Consider the following 20,039-nt stretch of genomic DNA (forward strand, 5'->3'; position numbering starts at 1 on the left):
CGATTTACAACGTCGGTTCCGGGGCCGTTTGGTCTTTTTCCTTTTCCACTTCAATGGCCGGAATAGCTTCTGTGTACAACAAACCGATTTTGGCGGCGTGCTCAGCGGCCTGCACCGTGTCTTTTACCAGCAGCATTTCTACCTTATCCTGACGTATTTCTTCGGCCACGCGCTCCACAAGGGCTGCCCGGCCGGGGTGCTGCACATCGCGGATATAGATGGCCAGAATGCGGCCGGGGTAGCGGCGGACCACTTCGCGGTAGATGTTGGCGTCTTCCTGCCCACTGTCGCCGATGAGCACGAAGGGCAGCTCAGGATACGTAAGCAGCAGGTTATCAATCTCGCGCAGCTTATGGCCGTGATGAGCCGAGGCTTCGGGCTTCGTTGCTTTGCGGGCCAATGACATATCGCGCAGCAGCAGTGGGCCGGGCGGCACCTCGTTCAGCTCCAGAAAATCGTCCAGCAAATCGTAGAGATTCCAGGGGCTGCTGCTCACGTAGAAAAACGGGTTGTTGCGCTTGCCATTGCGCCCCAGCTGCAAGGCCCGATAAAACTCGGCCACGCCCTCAAAAGGCAGGCGCGAGTGCGCGTTGCGCACCAGCACCGTGCGCGCCATGCGCAACAGGTTGGTGGCGGAGGTTTGAATGACGGTATCGTCCAGGTCGCTGATAATGCCGTATTCAGCGTCGGGGGGCGGAATGAGGACGTGGGCTGCCTCCTTCACGTCGGCGGGCATCTGGAGGCGCTGGGGGGCTTTTTTCAGCTCCACTTCCACCGGATACCACATAAAGTCGATGGGCGCCGGCAAGCTTTTGGGCTCGATATTCAAGGTAAAGTAACCTTCCTCGTCGGTGGTCACGGTATGCTCGCTGCCGTCGCCTGGCCGGATAACCAGCTCGGCGCCCGGAATCTCGTTGCTCTCGAAGCGCCGATACATATTCAGAAGGTTTTGCCAGCGCGAGTCGCTCTCGCCGGGCTCGCCAATGCCTTTATCGGTCAGCAAACGGCCTTTTACGTACAGGCGGCCGGCAGTACCATAGCTGCGATACGTAACCAGCTGGAGCGGGTGCAACAAACCCAGGCGGGCGCGGGTGCTCGTGACCAGATCATCGGCCCGCTCGGCCAGGTTACTGAGTTTGTTTAGGAATGATGCCATAGGGAAAATAAAAGAGTAGGAAGCAAGGTACGAGCGAAACCCGCTGGTGAGTTGTGTCAGCGTATCGGGGCTTACAGGCAGAAGAGGTGGTACTACGACTTTTTTCGTCGTAGTACCACTATCGTTGCTGATGATTGTATGCGCTTAGGTCGTTCAACGATAGTGGTACTACGACGAAAAAAGTCGTAGTACCACCCCATCATACGGTTTTCGGCCGGGCCGCCGCAAAACATAAAAACCAGCCTTGTATAGGCTGGTTTCCTGTAAATAAGCACGAATTCGAAGTTTACAAAAGCCTTTGCAGCTCCACGAAACCAGCGTTGCTGGTAGTGCGGCCCGCGCAATTAAGCTCCTTGGCTTTGGCCTGAATGGCGTCCACGCGGGAGCCGGGGTTGGGGTGAGTATTCAGAAACTCGGGGGTGCTGGCGGTAGACTGCGCGGCGGCGGCGGCCGCTTTAATAAAGAAGCCGGCCGCGCCGTCGCAGGCGTAGGAAGTGCCATTCAGGTAGCGCACCGAATAGTCATCGGCCTCCATCTCATACTCGCGGCTAAAGCGCAGCTGGCCCAGGCTGGTCGCGATTTGCGCCAGCTGATTGGGGTTTTCACCTAGCAACAGGCTCAGCAGGAAGGAGATACCAAACTCTTTTTGCAAAGAGCGGGACGTGTGGCGGCGGTCGGCGTGGGCAATCTCGTGGCCCAGCACCCCGGCGAGCTGGTCTTCGGTTTCCAAGAACTTAATCAGGCCCGAGAACACATAAATATGCCCCCCAGGCGTGGCGAAGGCATTTTGAATCTCATCGTTCTTGATAATTTTAACGTCCCAGGGAAACTCGTTGCGGTACTGAAGCTCACTGGAGCTAAGCACCTTATTCACTACCGCATCCAGCAGGACGTAGGCCCGTTGGTTGGCTGCTACGTTGCGCTCCAGCAGCTGGCGGCTGGCCCGGTACGTGGAGTCGGTTTGGGCGGCTACTTTTTGGCCGAGCGCTTTATCATCTTCCACAGAAAACAGCACTACGCCATCACCATCGCCAGTGCAGGCCGTAGTGCCCAATGACGTCAGGAGGGCAAGAAAAATCCAGGATTTAAGCCTAGTATAACGCATACTGCAAAATAGGAGTGTAGGAAGAACAGAGGAGCAGAACTGACCGTCTAAAAACGGTGCCAAATCCGGCGGCTACCCATACGGCAGCCGGCCGGAAGGCGTTGCTCATACGCAGATACTAATGCTATAGATCAGACGCTCAACCTGTAATTTTATTTTCCTGAGCAGAGCATTATTCTTCACTCCTCCACTCCACTGCTTCGTCCTTGATTTGGAAGCGCTAATTTCTTTGCTCCTGACGAGCGGCACATCACTACTTTTTCTTGGCTTCTGCGTACAGAAATGCCCCCTAGCTGCTTATAGCCGGGAGCATTCTTAGCTCTTTATGCCCACCACCTCCACCCTCCGACCCAAAACCAAAAAGAAACATCTGCCACCCTTGGAAGAGGCGCATGAGTTGTATAAAGACCCGGCCCGTCAGGCGGAGCTGGCTGGCCTGCGCTACCAGGCGGATACCAAGCCCGGCATCAGCCGCCAGCCGGGGCCCGATGGCACCTTCACTTTCCTCACGGCCAAAGGCGAAAAAATCACCGACGAAAAGACGCTGGCCCGGCTTCAGGGCTTCGTCATCCCACCGGCCTGGACCGATGTCTGGATTGCGCCTTCGGCCTCCGCTCATCTTCAGGTGACGGGCCGCGATGCTAAGGGGCGCAAGCAATACATCTACCACCCCGCCTGGGACCAGGCCCGCAGCCTGACCAAGTTCAGCCGCCTGCTGGCTTTTGGCGAAGCCTTACCTGCGTTGCGCCAGCGTCTGCAACAAGATTTGAAGCGCGCCGGGCTAGACAAGCAGAAAGTTATTGCCTTGGTATTGACCCTGATGGACCAGTCATTTATACGTATTGGCAACAAGGAATACGCCAAGAAGAACAAAAGCTACGGCCTTACCACCCTGCGCGACCGGCACGTGCAGATATCAGGTGACGAGGTGCGCTTTTCGTTTGTGGGCAAAAAAGGTGTGGCCCACGATGTAGCCCTCCAAGACCGTCGGTTGGCGCGCATGGTACGCAAGTGCAAGGAAATACCTGGTCAGCACCTGTTTCAGTACTACGCCGCCGATGGCCACCGTCAGGAGCTGGAGTCGGGCGACGTAAACCAGTACTTGCAGGATGTAACGGGCATAAGCCTGTCGGCCAAGGATTTCCGGACCTGGGGCGGCACCGTCAAAATGGTGGAGTGCCTCGAAAGCGTGCTCCACGAAGAGCCGGATTTGCCGAAAGACAAAGTACTGAAACGAGCCGTGAAAGACGTAGCCTCGGGCTTGGGCAACACGCCCACCGTGTGCAGCAAATACTACATTCACCCGCAGGTAGTCGACCTTTTTCACTCCGACAAGCTCATTAACTACCTCCGCCAACACGACATCGACCCAACCGAAAACGACATCCTCTCTCCTACCGAGCACATGGTGCTGCATATGCTCCGCACCGCTGCTTAAGGGTAATTTAAAAGGCAGTCCGGCAGAGTGGTAGCGTAGCATCGCGCGTGCAATCGTCGCACTAAAAAAGGCGGTCATGCTGAGGTCACGAAGCATCTCGCGTGCTAACGGTTGGATACTAATCCAGCTAAACACGCGAGATGCTTCGTGACCTCAGCATGACCGCCTTTTTGCTTGCTAGGATTACTTTCTTCTCTTAGCTGGAATGATCGGCAACGATAACCCAGCGGCCGGCAATGCGGCGAAAAACCAACAGAAAATGCCCCCCAAGATCACCGGCAGCGGGGCGGGCGAGCTGCCAGCGGCCTACTACATGGGCCGCGTCGGGGCTGATGGGCGTTATGCGCAAATTGGAAAACGTAAGCTGCCCCATCGCGGCGGCATTGGGGTAGCTGCGGCGGTAGTTGTCGAGGGTAGGCTGCCAGCCGTAGGTCAGGCCGCTTTTACCAATAAACACGAGCGAGTCGGACTGCCAATAGCCTTGCATAAAGCCGGTTACATCGCCCCGGTTCCAGGCGGCAGTCTGGGTTGTCAGTACCTGGCTGATATCCTGCCGCTGACTGCCGGGGCGCATGGCCGCGCAGCTACACAACAGGGCCGCGCTCAGCACTAAGCCGATGATTTGCTTCATGTTAATTTTTTAAGAAAAGTAAAAACAGCTTTACGACGGCCTGAATATAGGCGTCGGCGGCTCTACTGCATTTCTGCTTACTCTTCCAGCAGCTCCCGCACGTAGGCCGTGCCGCCCAAGCGGCGCATATTACGCTGCACCCGCCGCTGCTTAGCCCGCGCCACCGGCCCCGGATTGCTAGCCCGAAACCGCAGCGGATTCGGCAGCACGCCCGCCAGCAGCGCCGCTTCCGAAGCAGTAAGCTTAGCCGCCGATTTGTGAAAATAGCGCTGGGAGGCAGCTTCTACCCCGAAGGTGCAGTCGCCCATTTCGGCCACGCTCAGGTACATTTCCATGATGCGACGCTTGCTCCAGAGCGTTTCAATCAGGATGGTAAAATATGCCTCCGCTGCCTTGCGCAAATAGCTCCTCCCCGACCATAAAAACACGTTTTTGGCTACCTGCTGACTGATCGTGCTGCCGCCAACCAACTGTTTGCCGCCCTCAAAATTGCGCTTGGCGGCCTGCTGAATTGCTTTCACATCGAAGCCCCGATGCTGCAAAAAGCGCTGATCTTCGGCCGCCACCAGCGCCAGCGGCACCTGGGGCGATACTTCGTCCAGGGTTTTAAAATCGTAGTTGATGCGGCGGTCGTCCTCGCGGATGCCGTAGTAGCCACGGCCAATGGGCGCGTGGGCGCGGCGGTCAAGCATGAGCCAGGTAGCGGGCGGGGCCAGCCACCGATAAATAAGCACCCAGGCCACCGTAGTAAGAAACAGAGCGGCCACTATTTGCAGCAATACCCGCCACACCCGCCGCCCAAGTTGCCGGAATTTTGTTTTCATGAAATAAAGCGCTTTTACTCTTCCAGCCCCATCGGCTGAGGCTTGGGGGGCAAAAGTAACGCATTTGGGTGCGCGCTTCCTCTCACTAAATCGCTTACTGCTGCCCGGAATGAGTAATTAGCTTTCCATTCTTCGTATAGTTGATAGTAGTTGAGTTATTTGAATAGTAAGGATTGCTGATGCTTTTGCCTTTGTCCAGTATTCGGGAGGTGGATGTAACAAGATCAGCCTCAACCAACTGAAACCTTCGCGGTTTTAGATATCCGTCGATACTGTGCACGAATAAGAGCGTATTGTTTTCGGATAAAGCCATATGCTCTTTATAATCGAGTTGCACCGAACAGTGCTTAAAATTAAAGACTGTCTTCACAGGTGTTTGCTGGAGCAAAGGCGCAGCATATACCTGCCCACAGGAGCCAATGCCAATTATATAACTGTCAGTTAGGGCGATTAATAAGGGAAAGCTGTGGGTGGCTTTTACAAAGACAGTATCCAGGCTTGCTCCATTCTCTCCTACCGTCAAAAACCCATCTTTGTAGCGTAGCTTTTTCTCCATGCTTTGTGAAAAGACGCTCTTGCTCAATAATAAAAACAAGAAAAGGGCATAAAAAACAGGTCTAGATGATCTCATGGCGCTAAATATAATGCGCAGAAGCAGGTAGGCTTAGTTTTGTCAAGTATTGACAATCGGCTACGAGCTTAAAAACAAGCCTTGAAGAGTAGAGGTTGATAGCTATAAGTATCTTCATGCCGCTGTAGATTCTAAGGTTGCAATAGCTATCGGTTATCACAGCTAAGGCATATGCCTTTATTAATAGCGTGTGTCCATTTTGAGTAGCCTTAACCAAGCTCAATTCATTGATACATGCCACCTTTTGCTCTTGCTCCAACACCCCAAAATGCCCAATTCCAGAATTCTACCCCTCTTTCCATTGAACCTCGTCGTATTTCCCGGCGAGAAGCTCAACCTGCACATCTTCGAGCCGCGCTACCGCCAGCTCGTGCGCGACTGCATCGAGTCGGACCTGACTTTCGGCATACCGCCCTACCTTAACGATGGCGTGAGTGAGCTGGGCACCGAAGTGCGCTTGCTAAGTGTAGAAAAGGCCTACGACAGCGGTGAGCTGGACATAAAGACTAAGGGCGTCGGGGTATTTCGCATCCGCGAGTTCTACCGCGAGGCCCCCGGCAAGCTCTACGCCGCCGGTCAGGTAGATACCATCGAGGACGACCCCGAAGAGGACCCCAATCTGAAGGTGCGCATCAACGAGTACGTGCGCCAGCTCTACGATACGCTGGGCCTGCGCAAGATCTTTCTGGATTTGCCCCCCAACTACCGCATCTACGATATTGCCCACAACCTGGGCTTCAGCACCGAGCAGGAGTACCAGCTATTGCAGGCCACCAGCGAGCTGGAACGCCAATCCATGGTACTGGAGCACCTCGAAAACGTGCTGCCCATTATTCTGGAAACCGAGCGCCTGAAGGAGCGTGCCCGCCTCAACGGGCATTTCAAGAACTTGACGCCCCCAAATTTTTAGAGCTACAATAGCCCACTGCTTTTTTCCCTATGCTGCCTGCCCTCCTGGATGTCCTTGCCCAAACGGTTACCCTGAGTCAGGCGGATATTGAGCTATGCGCGCAGTTTTTTCAACCCATTGTCTTTAAGAAAAATGCCGTCGTGGAAGTGGCCAGTGCCGTCCCGCAGCACCTTTATTTTATTGCCTCTGGCTACATGCGGCTGTATTACACGGACGAGCGCGGCGCGGAAGCAACAACGTATCTGGGCGCTCCCAACGACTTTCTGACGCCCTTTCTGAGCTTCATTCACCAGCACAAAGCTCCGGAAAACCTGGCCTGTATTACTGCCTGTGAAGTGCTGCGGATCTCCAGGCCTAACCTAGTAGCGCTCATCGAGGCGAGCGAAGCTTTCAAAGCATTCAGCGTCCTGATTTTTGAGCAGGCCATTGCCGCCACCGCGCGGCGGGCAGATGGCCTTGCCACCCTCAGCGCGGAGCAGCGCTACCGGCAGCTGCTGGCCACCCGCCCCGATATCCCTCTCCACGTGCCGGTACAGCACATTGCCTCCTTTCTGGGAATCAAGCCCGAAAGCCTGAGTCGTATCCGACGCCAAGCAATTCTCTAACAATTGTCAAGTAGTACCCGGCGTCCGGCCCGGCCCTTTGCATTCATCCTTAACCCTTGAATGTACCTGTGCCATGCTTCCTGAATCCGCCGTCCAATTATTGGGTATCTTTTCGCAAAGCTTTTTACCGGCTTGTTCCTCAATGGCCTTTTGCTCACCGCCGCCTACCTGCTTTTCTGGAAGCTGCTAAAGACGCGGCTACAAAACTGGAAGATTCAACTCAAAACCCGGGTCGACACGCGTCAAATTAAGCGAGAACTGAAAAACTCGCTTTATACATTGGCAGTAGGTGCTTCTATGGCTTGTCTGGTGCTTTGTTTGAGCACAAAAGGCTACACAAAAATCTACCAGAACTCATCGGAGCACAGCCTCTTGTTTAGCCTAAGCGGATTCTTTGTACTTCTGCTCATCGATGATACTTGGTTTTATTGGTGCCACCGGCTGCTGCACCACCCCGCCATTTTTCGCTATGTACATGCCGAGCACCACAAAAGTGTGGATGTGAACCCCTACTCCTCCTTATCGTTTCACTTCCTGGAGCCGTTTCTACTTTCTTTCTGGATATTCCCGGTGGCCTTTGTTTTTCCCGTGTACGCGCCCGTGCTAGGCTTCGTGCAGCTCTGGGGCTTGCTGGACAACCTCAAATCTCATTTGGGCTACGAGTTATATCCCAGAGGCTTTAACCGTAGCTGGTTGCGGTTTCTGACGTCCAGCACCCACCACAACCTGCATCACAGCCGTTTTCACGGTAATTATGGAGTACATTTTCGACTCTGGGACCGGCTCTTAGGCACTGAGTTTCCCGACTATGAGAAGGAGTTTGATAAAATTCAAGTCCGAAAAAAGCAGCCCCGCCCCGATTCGAATGCCGCTTTGCTAGCGTAGAGCGTTGCTATAACTTGCGCGCAGCCTTGCTCTACAACCTCAGGCTACACTACTTACCAGTTAGTGCGCCGTAGCTTTTCCGGCTGCTGCACCTGAATATATTTGTTGGTCAGCTCGATAATTCCGTCATACCGAAACTCGCTCAGCGTGCGGCTCAGCGACTCGGGTGCCGTGCCAATCAACGCCGCCATATCATCGCGCGACAGATGAATCCGGGGGTTGGTGGGGTTGAGCGTGCGCTGCTCATGCAGGCGCAGCAGCTTATCGGCCACACGCTTACGCGGCGAGTTGTAGGCCATATCAAAGTAACAGCTCTTCCTGCTCGCGCACCCGGCCCGCCAGCAGGCGCACAAACTGCTGACTTACTTCCGGGTTGCGCATTATTAGCTGAGTGAAGTCGTCGGCCGGAATGTAGCCCTCTTCGATACGGCCCACCGACAGAAACTCCTCCAGAATATCGTTGAGGTGATTGACGGATTGCCGGATGCGCTCAAGGTGGGGCAGACGCTTATCCTACTGCTCCGTGGCCGGGTATTTTTCTACCAGGGAAGCGGAGGTGAGTACCGCCGTGAGCGGCGTCCGAAACTCGTGCGAGGCCATGGATACGAAGCGTGACTTCGGCTCTCCCAGCTCCTGCGGCAAGGAAGAGTCGGACTCGATTACGCCTTTGATCGGCGGTACTGGGGCACCGTTGGGAAAGAAACCGATACCCACACCAGCTTCTGGGCAGCCAGGAAAGTGCATTGCTTCTGAAACCGCTCTAAAACACTTATTCAGGTTAGATGCTTCTATACTACGCTTCCAATAGTGCGTATAAGCTTTTGTACGTCTGATTATTCGCTTTGCCGACTCCTACCCTTCTTTTATACATTCTACTGGCTATCAATGTGGTGGTAATCACTTGGCTGCTGTGGCGCTATGTGCAGGAGCGCCGCTACCGGCGCTTGCCCTATGTGGCCCCAGCCGTGCGCGATTGGGAGCAGCACCAGCCCGACCCAGCCTCTCCGTTGCGCCACCGCATAGCCCTGGTTGGCGACTTGGGCGCCGTAGCCACCGACGGCCGCGACCCGGTATTGAACCTGCTGCATGGCTGGCTGGAAGAAGCCGGCGCGAACAGCACCGTGGTCATTCTCGGTGATAATGTGTACCCGACTGGTCTGCCCGCCGAAACAGCTATCGGCCGGGCGGCGGCCGAGCGCCGCCTGGATATTCAGCTCGATGCCTTGCGCTACCCCGGCCGGGTGGTGTTTTTGAGTGGTAACCACGATTGGAACAAGGGCCGTAGCGACGGTTTTCAGTACCTGCTGCGCCAGGAAGCCTATGTGCGCGAACATTTGCCCGCTGCCCACTATTTGCCCCCCGGCGGCTGTCCCGATCCCGTAACCGTGCAGCTGGCCGACAAGCTGCTGCTCATAGTGCTGAATACGCAGTGGTGGGTGCAGCACGGCACACGCCCGCTGGGGGCGGCCTACGGCTGCAAGGCCACGGACAGCCGCATGCCTTTTCAACACTTGCAGCTGCTGCTGGAAGCCAACCGCCATCAGCAGATTGTAGTGGCCGGGCACCACCCGCTGTACTCCAACGCGCTGCATGGGGGGCAATTCACAACCAAGCAGCACGTATTTCCCCTCACGGCCGTGCATAAGCGGGCGTATGTGCCGCTGCCGGGCATTGGTTCACTGTTCCCGATATATCGGCGCATCGTGGGCGCGGAAGAGGACATGGCCCACCCACGCTACCGCAAAATGCGCCGCCGCCTGTTGCGCGTGCTGCATCAGTTCCCGAACATCATCTACGCGGCCGGCCACGACCACAACCTGCAATACTTTGCTTACAAGAATGGTCACTACCTGGTCAGTGGCTCGGGCAGCAAAACGGCGTACGTAGGCAAAGGCGGCAAAGCGACCTTCACCCATGAGCACAAAGGCTTCTTTACGCTGGACTTCTATGAGAATGGTGAAGCCTGGCTACGCACGCTGGAGCCCGGCAACGCCGACGGCACCGAGCGCGCCCCCGAACCATTTCGGCGCCGCTTGCTGGCCGGGCTGGGGGGCATTTTGGGCGCGGCGGCTACTCCGGCGCGGGCGTCAGCACCTGCAAGCTCCGCGGATTAATGCTTACCTCAACCGGCGTATCCAGCTCCAGCGGCTCCCCATCGACCTGCACGAGTACGCGCGGCTGCCCCAGTACCTGAATACTGGCACGACGGCAGCGCAGGCGCCGCGTATATATCGAGGTATCGAAGGCATCGGTATACAGATGATACAGAATACCGAGGGCGGCGGTGGCGGGGAATGGCTCAATCAGGCACAGCTCAAACTCGCCGTCGTCGAGGTGACTATCGGGATTGATAACGACGTTGCTGCCGAACGTGCTGGCGTTGGCGATGGTGAGCATAAAAGCCGGCCCTTCAAACTGCTCACGGTCGGTTTCGATGCGGTAAGTAACGGGCTCGTAGCTCAGGTATTCCTGCAAGGCAATGCGGATATAAGCGCCCGGCCCGCGCGTGTCGCCGCTGCAAAAACGCTCCACTACCAGCGCATTAAACCCCAGATCGGCGAGGTGAGCCGAAAAATTCCCTCCTACGTGCAGCGTATCGAGGGCGCGCAGCTGGTGCTGCCAAATCACAGCCAAAGCGCCGTCCATATCCTGCGGAATGCTCAGGTCTTTGGATAAGCCATTTCCGGAACCTAAAGGCAGTATTCCTAACGGAATTTTGCCCCCCAGCAGCGCCTCGCCCACTAAGTTCACGGTGCCATCGCCCCCGGCGGCAAACACGGCATCGTAGGCGTTGGCTGCTAAGTGAGCCCGAAGTTTGTCGAGGTCGTTTTCGCCGGAGGTATGAAAAAATCAGCCCGACGTCCGCGCTGCGTGCAGAAGTCAGTGATGGTAGCCTCCACATTCTGCTTATCGATGTCGCCGGAAATCGGATTGAGCACAAACAGCAGCGAATGCAAGTTGGGAGTTGATTCAGCAGCCATTGCTTATAGGGTTTAAGAACAAAAAGGAGGAGACGCAAGGCAGCAAATGAGTTTTCTGAGTTCCGCCTTACGTCTCCTCCCTTCCTGTTCAGGATGAGGTAATTATTGCTTTAGTCCGCTGGGCACGCCACCGGGAAAGCGCTCTGTGATTTCCTGTTCCAGCACGCCAACTCGGTTGCCCGGATTGGGGTGGGTGCTCATAAACTCAGGGCCCCGGCTCTGGCCACCGGCCTGCTCCAGAATCTGCATTACCTGAATCATGGCGCGCGGGTCGTAGCCGGCATCGGTGGTGTATTGCACGGCCAGGCGGTCCGATTCCAGCTCGTCTTCGCGCCCAAAGCGCAACGACACCACTTTCGCAATAGCCGCCGCCACGGCTGCTTTCCCGATGGAACTGCCGGGGCTGTTAGGGTCGTAGGCGGCGATGGTGGCGGCACCGGCCAAGCCTTGCGTCAGCTGCGATTTGGCTAACTGCTCGGCGGAGTGACGGCCAATGACGTGGCCAATCTCGTGGGCCAGCACACCGGCCACCTGTCCCTCCGACTTCATGTTTTTCAGCAAGCCCGCCGTAATAAATACTTGCCCACCGGGCAAGGCAAAGGCATTGATGGTCTGCTCATCGGCCAGCAAATGGAAATCGAATTGGTAGGGCGACTGGTCGGCTTTGGAAGATTGCACCAGCGCGGCGCCAATGCGCTTTACCGCGGCGCTGGCCTGCTGATCGGGGTGCAGACCACCGTATTGCTGGGCCATTTGGGGTGCGGCCTGCAATCCGAGCGCGATTTCCTGCTCGGTGGTCATGTTTACGTGCTGCACCTCGCCGGTCACGGGGTTCGTCTGGCGGTTGCAATAGTAAGTCACAAAGGAAAAGGCAGCGACGGCCAGAGCAATGATAAATCGAAGGCTTCCTCTCATAGCGGTAAGGAGAATTAGGGGAGGGAAAATGCGGCTTTAATGAAGGCCGCCGGGCTTCTAACGCGCACTCCGCGGCAGGGTTGCTTGCAAAGAGGCACCCTATTTGATCTGATTAGCGTATCAGGCGCAAAACTGGTCCGCAGCCGGTTCCAGTTGTTCTCCTGCACTCCCTAATCTCCCTCTCTCATGAATCAAAAACGTACCTTCGGCGCCATACTCACCATCCTGGGTATCATCGGTATTATTTACGCCGCCCTGGGCTTCCTGGGAATAGCTGGCATAAACCTCAGCAAGATGAATAGCCTGGTGCCCTTCATCGTGGGCCTCATTTTCTTCTTCGCGGGCATCAACCTGGTCAAAACTACCAGCGACCGGGCCTAACCGACAGGCTACCCGCTAAACTGTAAAGCCAATAAAAAGCCCCCCAGACGTAGGTTTGGGGGGCTTTTTTAATGACTTGACCAACCAGCTAGTTCAACCCTTTCACCTGGGCAAAAGCCTGTAGCGCCGGATCTAGCTCGAGCCAGTCGGAATCGTAGCGGACACCGGAGGGCGGATGCGCGAAGAGCACGGTGCCATCCTTTATGGTGCGAATAATAGCGCTGCTTTCTTTCACTGGCAGCGCGGGGCAGCCCTGGCTGCGTCCGAGCCGGCCGTGCCGCTGCACAAACTCCTCACACACATATTCCGCCCCGTGTACCACCACGGCCCGGCTGGCCGCATTCGTATTATAGCTTGGATCGACACCGCGCAACCGCAAGGATAAGCCGTGCTTGCCAGTGTAGGTGTGGCTTGTTACGTAAAAGCCCAGGCTGCTCATCTCCGAGCCAACCCGATTAGAAAAAGCCTGCGCGAATTCCTCGCCCGTATTAATCCCATGCGCTACCAACGTATGATGCACAACCCGCGACTTCTGCAAATCGATAACCCACAGCCGCTTCAGACGACTGGAGCGGTTAAAATCGATGATAGTGAGGGTATTTTTGGCAGGATTAGCCAGGCCGCGTTTCTGGAGCTGATAATATCCCATTAAAGCCTGCCGATACACGTCGATGGGCAAGCCGGAAGTAGTCAGGCCGGCCAGGGCGTAGGTATGCAGGGTATACTGCTCGAAAGCCGCCAGGTAAACAGCCCGCCGACTCTCACTTAAAACCGACTCCGGAGCATTATCGGCGGCTGCACTGGCTTTAGCAGCTGGAATAGCTTCTGGGGGGCAAAAAAGAGATAAAAGACTTAAGGAGAGGCAAGCGAAGGCAGTCGGTTGGCGCATTATCGGCTGGAACTGTTGTTGCGGAAATAGGGTAAAACAAGGCCTACGCAAAAGTCAGGCCTTTCAAAAATAACCGAATAATGTGCTAATTATTGTTCAGCGCAATTAAAAATCATATAGTTTGTCCTGATCAGCAACGACTTAGATTGTAAAAAAGTATGTTTTTAACTCATTGATTGCTTTGAATAGTTCCCTGACACCATAAACCCATATCGATAGTAGTGCTAATTACTACCACAAAATTCATTGAAATGCAACGTAACTTTCTACTATTTTCTCTGTATTATACAATATATTTAGTTCTCCGTTATAGAATTCTCTTACCCGCCCCTTCTACTACCTATTGCATCGGATTCGCTTGAGGAAGCGGATTCATCGTTCACTCTTGTCATACAACCTTTCTATGACAACGTTTAGCGCCTTATCCAAACAGCTGTACTACGAGTTGCGGCCGTTGATGCATACTGCCGACATCCCGCCCCATATTCAGCAGCAGTTACTCGCTCGCCTGACCCTGTTTTTGCTGTTTACCTCAAGGCAGCCGCCGGCTACCTTAAGCGTGCGTGTACCCCAACCTCTGGAAGGAGCGGAACTGACGCTTTACTATACTGATGGGAAGCAGATAACTTTACTTACACGTCATATTCGCGCTTTTGCTCCAGCAACCGACAAATTATATGATACGATGATCACATTAGAGCAGTGTGGTCGGAAATTAATGCAAAAAGCTTGTTACAGCTGGGAAATAGGCCGAGTGTTTCATTCCCATCGGGATCATAGTGCCTAGCCGAATGTATTCAAGCTCAATGACACTGTCAATAACTGCATTTGCCCACTTTTGTGCATTTATCCTTCCAATTGCTTTTCTAGATTCATCCTTCTTTTTCAGAGCATCTATTGAACAGCCTCAAACGCTAGCTGTAAAATAATTATATTTTACAGCTACAAAGGTTATAAAATGGCCTGCTTGTTGTTTATGTGGAAATTATCCTTATTTTTGTTCTTTAAATTGACTTTTATAAAGTATACTTAACATAGGGGATTATTGATATATTCGCCTATATTTACGCATACAGCTGTCTTTTTGGCTTGTACAGGCAGCTTTTTGCAGAATTAAGGTGTACTTTCAGCAGGTTGTAGTTCTGTCAGCTTATTCTTAAATTTTCAGCTTCCCTATATTATAGGTTTAGATGTTTTGAAATTGCGCTTACGCTTAGCTTATTCCGTACGCTTACCAGTACCCCGCCCCGCTCCCTGCTTCCGCCTTTGCATTTCTCTTATCCATGTCTTCCTTGCCGCACTTAATCGCGCGTGCTACGGCTGCCTATTACCGACAGGCCCGTGAGCTTTATCCTACTGAAACCGATTTCAGCCACTGGCTCGACACCCTGGACGCTGATAGCCGTTACCGGTATCGTCAGCAGGGCCTCGATATGACGTGTTTGTTGCCGCAGTTTCAGCTTTTTTGCCTGGAGCGTCGGGGCATCTATTTGCGGGAGTTTATGGCCGCCCGCCTCACCCCCGATCAGTTTGAGTACTGGGAGCAGGAGAAAGCTATTTCCGATTTTAAGCCATCGGTACCGCCCACTGATTTGTACTAGCCAACTTATCGCCCCTGGTTCGGTTCCAAACAAGTAGCTTAGCAGTGTAGCATCGAGTCGTCACGGCTGACTTACTGCCTTATCTTTGTGCTTGTCAACCTATGTATTTATTTCGATTTTTTGCGGCCGGAGCGGCCACTCTACTTTTAACTGCTTGTGGGCATTCATTGCCTGAAATAAAGGGTTTTGATGATAAGGCATGGCGTAGTGATCCTTACGCCTGTCAGGACAAGCGAGCCGCGCAGCTACCCGCTTTAAACCGTTACCGAGAACAGCTTTACGGTGCCCGCATTGCCAGCATTGATGACCTATTAGGCCGCCCCGATGAGGAAGAGCTTAGCGCGCAGACCGAGAAGACCTATTATTATTATGTGGAGCCCGGCACGCAGTGTAAGCCCAGCCATCAGCGCTCTAGAGCCAATAAGCTGACCCTGCGCTTTGGTCCCTTAGGGGTGGTAACTGAGGTTTTATATGAGCGCCCCTTAGCAGCGCCTTCATCCTAAGAATCGCTAGTACTTGTTCGCAGAATCAATAAGAAAAAGCCCTCAGAGATGCTCTGGGGGCTTTTTGTGTCAGCGAATATACATTCAAATGAAACCGGAGCTGGTTAGCCCAGTCCACCTTCGTTTGCATCACTCTTATTTGGCTGGTCGGCTGGTTGGTTTTGCTCGGCGCGGAACACACTTAATTGCGTGGGAGTCAGGATGCGGCTGCACTCGGCTTCATACTGGGCTTGTAGCTCAGCGGCTTTCTGGCGGCGCTGCTCAACGTCCATATATTCGTACTCAATCTCATCCAGGCGGGCGAGTTTGATCTGATTAACGGAGCGCAACCGAATGTACTGAGCCTCATTCAAATGAAGCTGGCTGCTCATGTATCGGGTGAGGCCATCCACACGAGCCAGCGACGGAGCCAAAGTACCGGGGCGCTCAGCATAACAGTCACGCTTTTGAGCAGAAGCAGAACCGCAAAAACAACCGATGAACAGTACGAGTAGAAATAGTGATTTCATAGAAAAGCAGAGGAAAGTCTAGCCGTGAAATTTAGCGCTGTAACGAGTGGACAATAAGAAGGTTTTGTTTGTTCCATATTAAATATAGTGCAAATATATATGACATTAGTATAACAAACAAGGGATGTAATATATTTTCCATTTTATATCCAATATGAAGAAGCCTAAGTGGCTATTCAGTTAATGCCAGCTTATCTTACCCACCTAAAAAAGCCCCCCAGAGTGCGTCCGGGGGGCTTTTTTAGATGGGTAATGAAACAGCAAACTTCTACTCGATTCCTTGCATGGGCTTATGATCCGGGCTCTTGAAATACTGCATTGCAATCAACGAGACGATCATACCACCCATTGCACCTTGCAGCACGATAGCCAGGAAGGCGATGGTTACGGAAAGGTCGAAGCCAAACAGATCCTGTGCTTGCGTCTGCTCCATAAAGTCTCGTTTGATGGAAGAGTAGACGATGAAGAACAAGCCAAACGCAACTGAAGCCACGAGCGCCGTTACGATGCCCGTGCCGAAGCCTTGCAGATACGCGAGCTTATCGCCTTTCTGACGCTTAAGGCGCGCAATAGCCAAGCAAGAACCAATAGCCAGAATGCCGGCATTCAGAAAGCTGTATTCGATGCGAATAAAGCCCAGCAGATTAGCAATCAGAAAATAAGCCATCATCGCAACGCCTGTGATCAGGCCTACGCGAACTCCATTGTTTTCAGCAGTTAAACGAAGGGCACCCATACGGATAAGGGGAAAATGTGAAAAAGTGAATCAGTGAGGTAGCGGAACTGCCAGGGCGGCCACAACTGTTAGTTAGTCGCCAAAGGCTAGCATTTCTACTTGCTTTTTATACTCTTTTATCCAATGGGATGTTGTGCAAGCCATCTATTTTTTTGGGTTCCGACACTTTAGGGGGCTTTTTTACAAGTCAAATTGCTGAGTATGAGCATTCCGCTGTCCTTACCTGATTATCTAATTTGACGCTCAAGCTAATCAGGACAGCGTGTGCGCGGGGCATTTTGCGTACTTTTGCGCGCCGAATTGTCCTTATTCCAAGGTTGGCACCAACGGTTTTTCGTTTTCAGCATCTACACCTCTATGATTAGTACCTCCAATGTAAGTCTGCGCTACGGTAAGCGTATATTGTTTGAAGATGTTACCATTAAGTTCATGCCCGGCAACGTGTATGGCCTCATTGGAGCTAATGGCGCTGGTAAATCCACGTTTCTAAAAATATTATCCGGCGAGATTGAGCCCAACACCGGCTCAGTGAACATGCCCGCTGGCGCCCGCCTATCGGTGCTGCGCCAGGATCAGTTTGCTTACGATCAGCATGCCGTGCTCCAAACCGTGATTATGGGCCACACGCGCCTGTGGAAGGTAATGGAGGAGAAAGACACACTCTATGCCAAGGCTGACTTCTCGGACGCCGACGGCGAACGGGCCGCGCAGCTGGAAGGTGAGTTTGCTGACCTCGAAGGCTGGAATGCCGAATACGAAGCGGCTGAGCTGCTATCGGGTCTGGGTATTGGCGAAGACAAGCACTACACGATGATGGCTGACCTTGGCGGCTCCGACAAAGTGCGGGTGCTGTTGGCGCAAGCCTTATTCGGCAACCCCGACGTGTTGCTGCTCGACGAGCCAACTAACGGCTTGGACGCCGAAACGGTGCTGTGGCTGGAAAACTTCCTCGACTCGTTTCAGAACACGGTGATTGTGGTCAGCCACGACCGCCACTTCCTCGATGCCGTGTGTAACTACATGGCCGACCTGGACTTCTCGAAACTCACGATGTTTCCCGGCAATTACTCCTTTTGGTACGAAAGCTCCCAGCTGGTGATGAAGCAGAAGCAGGACGCCAACAAGAAGACCGACGACAAGCGCAAGGAACTGGAAGAGTTCGTGCGCCGCTTCTCGGCCAATGCCAGCAAGAGTAAGCAGGCTACGTCGCGCCAGAAGCTGCTGCAAAAGCTGACGCTGGAAGATATCAAGCCCAGCTCGCGTCGCTATCCGTATATCGCTTTCAAAGCCGACCGTGAGGCTGGCAACCAGCTGCTGACGGTAGAAAACCTGAGCAAGAAGGTGGACGGCCAAACGGTATTCCGCAACGTTACCTTCTCGCTGGATAAAAAGGATAAAGTAGCCATCATCAGCCGCGACGACCGGGCTCCTTCCCTCCTGTTTGATATCCTGTTCGAGCAGATTCGGCCGGACACGGGCAACTTCAAGTGGGGCACTACCATCACCCCGTCCTACTTCCCGCGCGAAAACCACGAGTTCTTCGATACTGACCTGAACCTGGTAGATTGGCTGCGTCAGTACTCAACGGAGAAGGATGAAAGCTTTATTCGGGGCTTCCTGGGCCGTATGCTGTTCTCGGGTGAAGAGTCGCTGAAGAAGTCGAACGTGCTGAGCGGGGGCGAAAAGGTGCGCTGCATGCTCTCCAAAATGATGCTAGAAAGTGGCAATGTGCTGGTGATGGACGACCCGACGAACCACCTCGATCTGGAAAGCATCACGGCGCTCAACAATAGCCTGCGTGATTACGCCGGCTCGCTGCTGTTCGTATCTCACGATTTACAGTTTATTGAAACGATTGCCAATCGCATCATCGAGCTTACGCCCGACGGCATCATTGACCGGCGCATGAGCTACGAAGAATACCTGGCCGATGGGACCATTAAGGCTCAGCGCCAACGCATGTACCAACTTGTGTCTTAAGCTCGTTGTAGCTACCTATGAAACGCACCTTGCTCCCATGGGCCCTGGTTGGGGCCGCCCTTTTTCTGGCTCCGGCCGCTGCTTTAGCCCAAACTGACACTACGGCGCGGCCCGCCACGGCCAAGCCACAGTTGAATACCGCTCCTCCAGCCGCACCAGTACCCGCCACGCCGCCTCCCGCCCAGCAGCGGGAGTACGAGGCGCGGCCAGCCGTGCCGGTACCCCCGCCGCCACCCGTCGATGAGCCCCTGCCTACCCAGACTAGTCCTAATAGAGATAGCCCATCGGGGCTAGAGTTTCCGATGGGCAGCCGCGCCTCAGAGCAGCCAAAGCCGTTGCGCAAGTATTTCCTGTACGCCAACTTTGGCTTGGGCTATAACGGCAACTCTTACTACGGCAGTCAGTTTAGCGCCAGCATTGCGCCCGCTATTGGCTATCGCATCAACGAGCGGCTAGCAGTAGGTCCGGGCTTGTCCTATGCTTTTAATAATTACTCGCTGCCCGATCAGCTGCGGGCACCGGGCACTCCTTCGAGCTATCAGACCAGTAATATTGGGATAAAGGGTTTCGCTCAGTTCATCTTTTACAAAGACTTTTTTGTGCACGGTGAATATGAGGTAACTCGGGCGGAGGTGCTTTTTCAGGATCAGAACACGGGTGCTATTTCCACCGGCAAAATTACGGTAAACACACCCCTCGCTGGTGTGGGCTACCGCAGCCGCTTCAGCGACCGGGCCGCCGCCGATATTGTGGTGCTGTACAACTTCAACGATGGCCTCAATGATATTTATGGGCAACCGGTAATTCGCTTCAGCTTTCTGTTTGATTTGAAGTAGAAACACAGCTTGCTCTTAGGCTTTACATACAAAAGAGCCGCTGCTCCCATGTGGAACAGCGGCTCTTTCGTGTTTTTTAGATTCTTATGGTAGCTTGAGCAGCAACCTAACAGCGGCTCAGGCGGGGCATTTAGACCGTGCCGCCCCGAACAAGGCGCAGTACTACAGCAATGATAGCAATGACGAGCAAAATGTGAATCAAGTTGCCTAAGCCAAAGCTATTGAAGCCCAGGAAGCCGAGCAGCCAAATAATAACGAGGATGACGGCAATGATGTACAGGAGATTTCCCATGGTATTAGGGTTGAGGTGTAGGGTGAGGGAAAAACAAATTCGTCGGGAGCTAGTTGATTGTGGTTAGGGAACCAATTAGCAAGCGATTTGCGGATTTGTACGCGGCGCTTTTCAAAAAAGATATATCTCAATAGCGCAATTAATTTATCTGAGCTCCTAAATATTACCAAAAAGCCCCCGACAAGCTTAAACGAGCCTTTTTCGGTTGAGCTTATTTTTTTCAGATTGTAC

The 20,039-nt window shown here is 53.8% G+C and carries 23 protein-coding genes and 2 pseudogenes; 10 read left to right on the plus strand and 15 right to left on the minus strand.

All coding sequences use genetic code 11. The annotated features are described in order from the left end of the window. Positions 1 to 4: 4 nt before the first annotated feature. A complete protein-coding gene (locus MKZ35_RS19910) occupies positions 5 to 1,156 on the minus strand; it encodes an App1 family protein (RefSeq protein WP_482514981.1) in 1,152 nt (383 codons plus the stop codon). Between the two features lie 286 nt (positions 1,157 to 1,442). Beyond that, positions 1,443 to 2,261, minus strand: coding sequence for a M48 family metalloprotease (locus tag MKZ35_RS19915; RefSeq protein WP_482514982.1), 819 nt, complete (start codon positions 2,259 to 2,261; stop codon positions 1,443 to 1,445). Positions 2,262 to 2,586: 325 nt separating this feature from the next. Here MKZ35_RS19915 and MKZ35_RS19920 point away from each other — a divergent pair, with 325 nt between their 5' ends. After that, positions 2,587 to 3,699 (plus strand): DNA topoisomerase IB, encoded by a 1,113-nt coding sequence (locus MKZ35_RS19920; protein ID WP_482514983.1) that lies wholly within the window; start codon positions 2,587 to 2,589, stop codon positions 3,697 to 3,699. Positions 3,700 to 3,895: 196 nt separating this feature from the next. Here the strand turns inward: MKZ35_RS19920 and MKZ35_RS19925 are convergent, their stop codons facing one another. From MKZ35_RS19925 to MKZ35_RS19935, 3 genes are all read right to left on the minus strand, one after another. Then, positions 3,896 to 4,330 carry a YybH family protein gene (locus MKZ35_RS19925; RefSeq protein ID WP_482514984.1) on the minus strand — a complete coding sequence of 145 codons (435 nt, stop codon included), beginning with the start codon at positions 4,328 to 4,330 and terminating at the stop codon, positions 3,896 to 3,898. Between the two features lie 77 nt (positions 4,331 to 4,407). Beyond that, positions 4,408 to 5,154 (minus strand): monofunctional biosynthetic peptidoglycan transglycosylase, encoded by a 747-nt coding sequence (gene mtgA / locus MKZ35_RS19930; protein WP_482514985.1) that lies wholly within the window; start codon positions 5,152 to 5,154, stop codon positions 4,408 to 4,410. Between the two features lie 94 nt (positions 5,155 to 5,248). Next, positions 5,249 to 5,710: a hypothetical protein gene (locus MKZ35_RS19935; protein ID WP_482514986.1), complete on the minus strand. Its 462-nt coding sequence runs from the start codon at positions 5,708 to 5,710 to the stop codon at positions 5,249 to 5,251. A gap of 343 nt (positions 5,711 to 6,053) precedes the next feature. Between MKZ35_RS19935 and MKZ35_RS19940 the strand changes: the two genes are divergently transcribed. From MKZ35_RS19940 to MKZ35_RS19950, 3 genes are all read left to right on the plus strand, one after another. Next, positions 6,054 to 6,695: an LON peptidase substrate-binding domain-containing protein gene (locus MKZ35_RS19940; protein WP_482514987.1), complete on the plus strand. Its 642-nt coding sequence runs from the start codon at positions 6,054 to 6,056 to the stop codon at positions 6,693 to 6,695. A 29-nt stretch (positions 6,696 to 6,724) separates the two neighbouring features. After that, entirely contained in the window at positions 6,725 to 7,300 is a 576-nt protein-coding gene (locus MKZ35_RS19945) for a Crp/Fnr family transcriptional regulator (protein ID WP_482514988.1), read from the plus strand. 132 nt (positions 7,301 to 7,432) lie between these two features. Beyond that, complete coding sequence (locus MKZ35_RS19950; RefSeq protein WP_482514989.1) at positions 7,433 to 8,185, plus strand: sterol desaturase family protein; 753 nt, start codon at positions 7,433 to 7,435, stop codon at positions 8,183 to 8,185. A gap of 53 nt (positions 8,186 to 8,238) precedes the next feature. On the opposite strand, the gene MKZ35_RS19955 is transcribed toward MKZ35_RS19950, so the two are convergent. Together MKZ35_RS19955 and MKZ35_RS19960 are read right to left on the minus strand one after the other, a co-directional pair. Continuing rightward, on the minus strand, positions 8,239 to 8,484 hold the full coding sequence (locus MKZ35_RS19955) for a Crp/Fnr family transcriptional regulator (protein ID WP_482514990.1): 246 nt from the start codon (positions 8,482 to 8,484) through the stop codon (positions 8,239 to 8,241). A gap of 103 nt (positions 8,485 to 8,587) precedes the next feature. Continuing rightward, positions 8,588 to 8,821, minus strand: a pseudogene (locus MKZ35_RS19960) (sensor histidine kinase); the annotation flags it as partial. A gap of 206 nt (positions 8,822 to 9,027) precedes the next feature. On the opposite strand from MKZ35_RS19960, the gene MKZ35_RS19965 reads away from it, so the two are divergent. Continuing rightward, positions 9,028 to 10,299, plus strand: a complete 1,272-nt coding sequence (locus tag MKZ35_RS19965) for a metallophosphoesterase (RefSeq protein ID WP_482514991.1) — start codon at positions 9,028 to 9,030, stop codon at positions 10,297 to 10,299. Here MKZ35_RS19965 and MKZ35_RS19970 read toward each other — a convergent pair. From MKZ35_RS19970 to MKZ35_RS19985, 4 genes and pseudogenes are all read right to left on the minus strand, one after another. Further along, on the minus strand, positions 10,256 to 10,831 hold the full coding sequence (locus tag MKZ35_RS19970; protein WP_482515223.1) for a diacylglycerol/lipid kinase family protein: 576 nt from the start codon (positions 10,829 to 10,831) through the stop codon (positions 10,256 to 10,258). The genes MKZ35_RS19965 and MKZ35_RS19970 overlap by 44 nt on opposite strands. Next, positions 10,832 to 10,969 (minus strand): annotated as a pseudogene (locus MKZ35_RS19975) (diacylglycerol/lipid kinase family protein); the annotation flags it as partial. A 14-nt stretch (positions 10,970 to 10,983) separates the two neighbouring features. Further along, complete coding sequence (locus MKZ35_RS19980; protein WP_482514992.1) at positions 10,984 to 11,166, minus strand: hypothetical protein; 183 nt, start codon at positions 11,164 to 11,166, stop codon at positions 10,984 to 10,986. 102 nt (positions 11,167 to 11,268) lie between these two features. Next, on the minus strand, positions 11,269 to 12,081 hold the full coding sequence (locus MKZ35_RS19985; protein ID WP_482514993.1) for a M48 family metalloprotease: 813 nt from the start codon (positions 12,079 to 12,081) through the stop codon (positions 11,269 to 11,271). A 186-nt stretch (positions 12,082 to 12,267) separates the two neighbouring features. On the opposite strand from MKZ35_RS19985, the gene MKZ35_RS19990 reads away from it, so the two are divergent. Continuing rightward, positions 12,268 to 12,462, plus strand: coding sequence for a hypothetical protein (locus tag MKZ35_RS19990; RefSeq protein WP_482514994.1), 195 nt, complete (start codon positions 12,268 to 12,270; stop codon positions 12,460 to 12,462). Positions 12,463 to 12,550: 88 nt separating this feature from the next. Here the strand turns inward: MKZ35_RS19990 and MKZ35_RS19995 are convergent, their stop codons facing one another. Beyond that, positions 12,551 to 13,351, minus strand: a complete 801-nt coding sequence (locus MKZ35_RS19995; protein ID WP_482514995.1) for a murein L,D-transpeptidase catalytic domain family protein — start codon at positions 13,349 to 13,351, stop codon at positions 12,551 to 12,553. 1,283 nt (positions 13,352 to 14,634) lie between these two features. Here MKZ35_RS19995 and MKZ35_RS20000 point away from each other — a divergent pair. Continuing rightward, entirely contained in the window at positions 14,635 to 14,952 is a 318-nt protein-coding gene (locus MKZ35_RS20000; RefSeq protein ID WP_482514996.1) for a hypothetical protein, read from the plus strand. Positions 14,953 to 15,119: 167 nt separating this feature from the next. After that, on the plus strand, positions 15,120 to 15,455 hold the full coding sequence (locus tag MKZ35_RS20005) for a hypothetical protein (protein WP_482514997.1): 336 nt from the start codon (positions 15,120 to 15,122) through the stop codon (positions 15,453 to 15,455). 104 nt (positions 15,456 to 15,559) lie between these two features. Here the strand turns inward: MKZ35_RS20005 and MKZ35_RS20010 are convergent, their stop codons facing one another. Both MKZ35_RS20010 and MKZ35_RS20015 read right to left on the minus strand, forming a co-directional pair. Further along, the gene (locus MKZ35_RS20010; protein ID WP_482514998.1) at positions 15,560 to 15,964 is read right to left on the minus strand and encodes a hypothetical protein; all 405 of its coding nucleotides are present in this window, start codon (positions 15,962 to 15,964) and stop codon (positions 15,560 to 15,562) included. 268 nt (positions 15,965 to 16,232) lie between these two features. After that, on the minus strand, positions 16,233 to 16,700 hold the full coding sequence (locus tag MKZ35_RS20015; RefSeq protein WP_482514999.1) for a DUF4199 domain-containing protein: 468 nt from the start codon (positions 16,698 to 16,700) through the stop codon (positions 16,233 to 16,235). Positions 16,701 to 17,057: 357 nt separating this feature from the next. On the opposite strand from MKZ35_RS20015, the gene MKZ35_RS20020 reads away from it, so the two are divergent. Further along, positions 17,058 to 18,680, plus strand: a complete 1,623-nt coding sequence (locus tag MKZ35_RS20020) for an ABC-F family ATP-binding cassette domain-containing protein (RefSeq protein ID WP_482515000.1) — start codon at positions 17,058 to 17,060, stop codon at positions 18,678 to 18,680. A 17-nt stretch (positions 18,681 to 18,697) separates the two neighbouring features. Beyond that, positions 18,698 to 19,516, plus strand: coding sequence for a hypothetical protein (locus MKZ35_RS20025; RefSeq protein WP_482515001.1), 819 nt, complete (start codon positions 18,698 to 18,700; stop codon positions 19,514 to 19,516). 130 nt (positions 19,517 to 19,646) lie between these two features. Here MKZ35_RS20025 and MKZ35_RS20030 read toward each other — a convergent pair whose 3' ends face one another. Next, positions 19,647 to 19,808: a lmo0937 family membrane protein gene (locus MKZ35_RS20030; RefSeq protein WP_133272977.1), complete on the minus strand. Its 162-nt coding sequence runs from the start codon at positions 19,806 to 19,808 to the stop codon at positions 19,647 to 19,649. Positions 19,809 to 20,039: the final 231 nt, after the last annotated feature.

The sequence above is a fragment of the Hymenobacter sp. R533113 genome, from assembly GCF_056835965.1.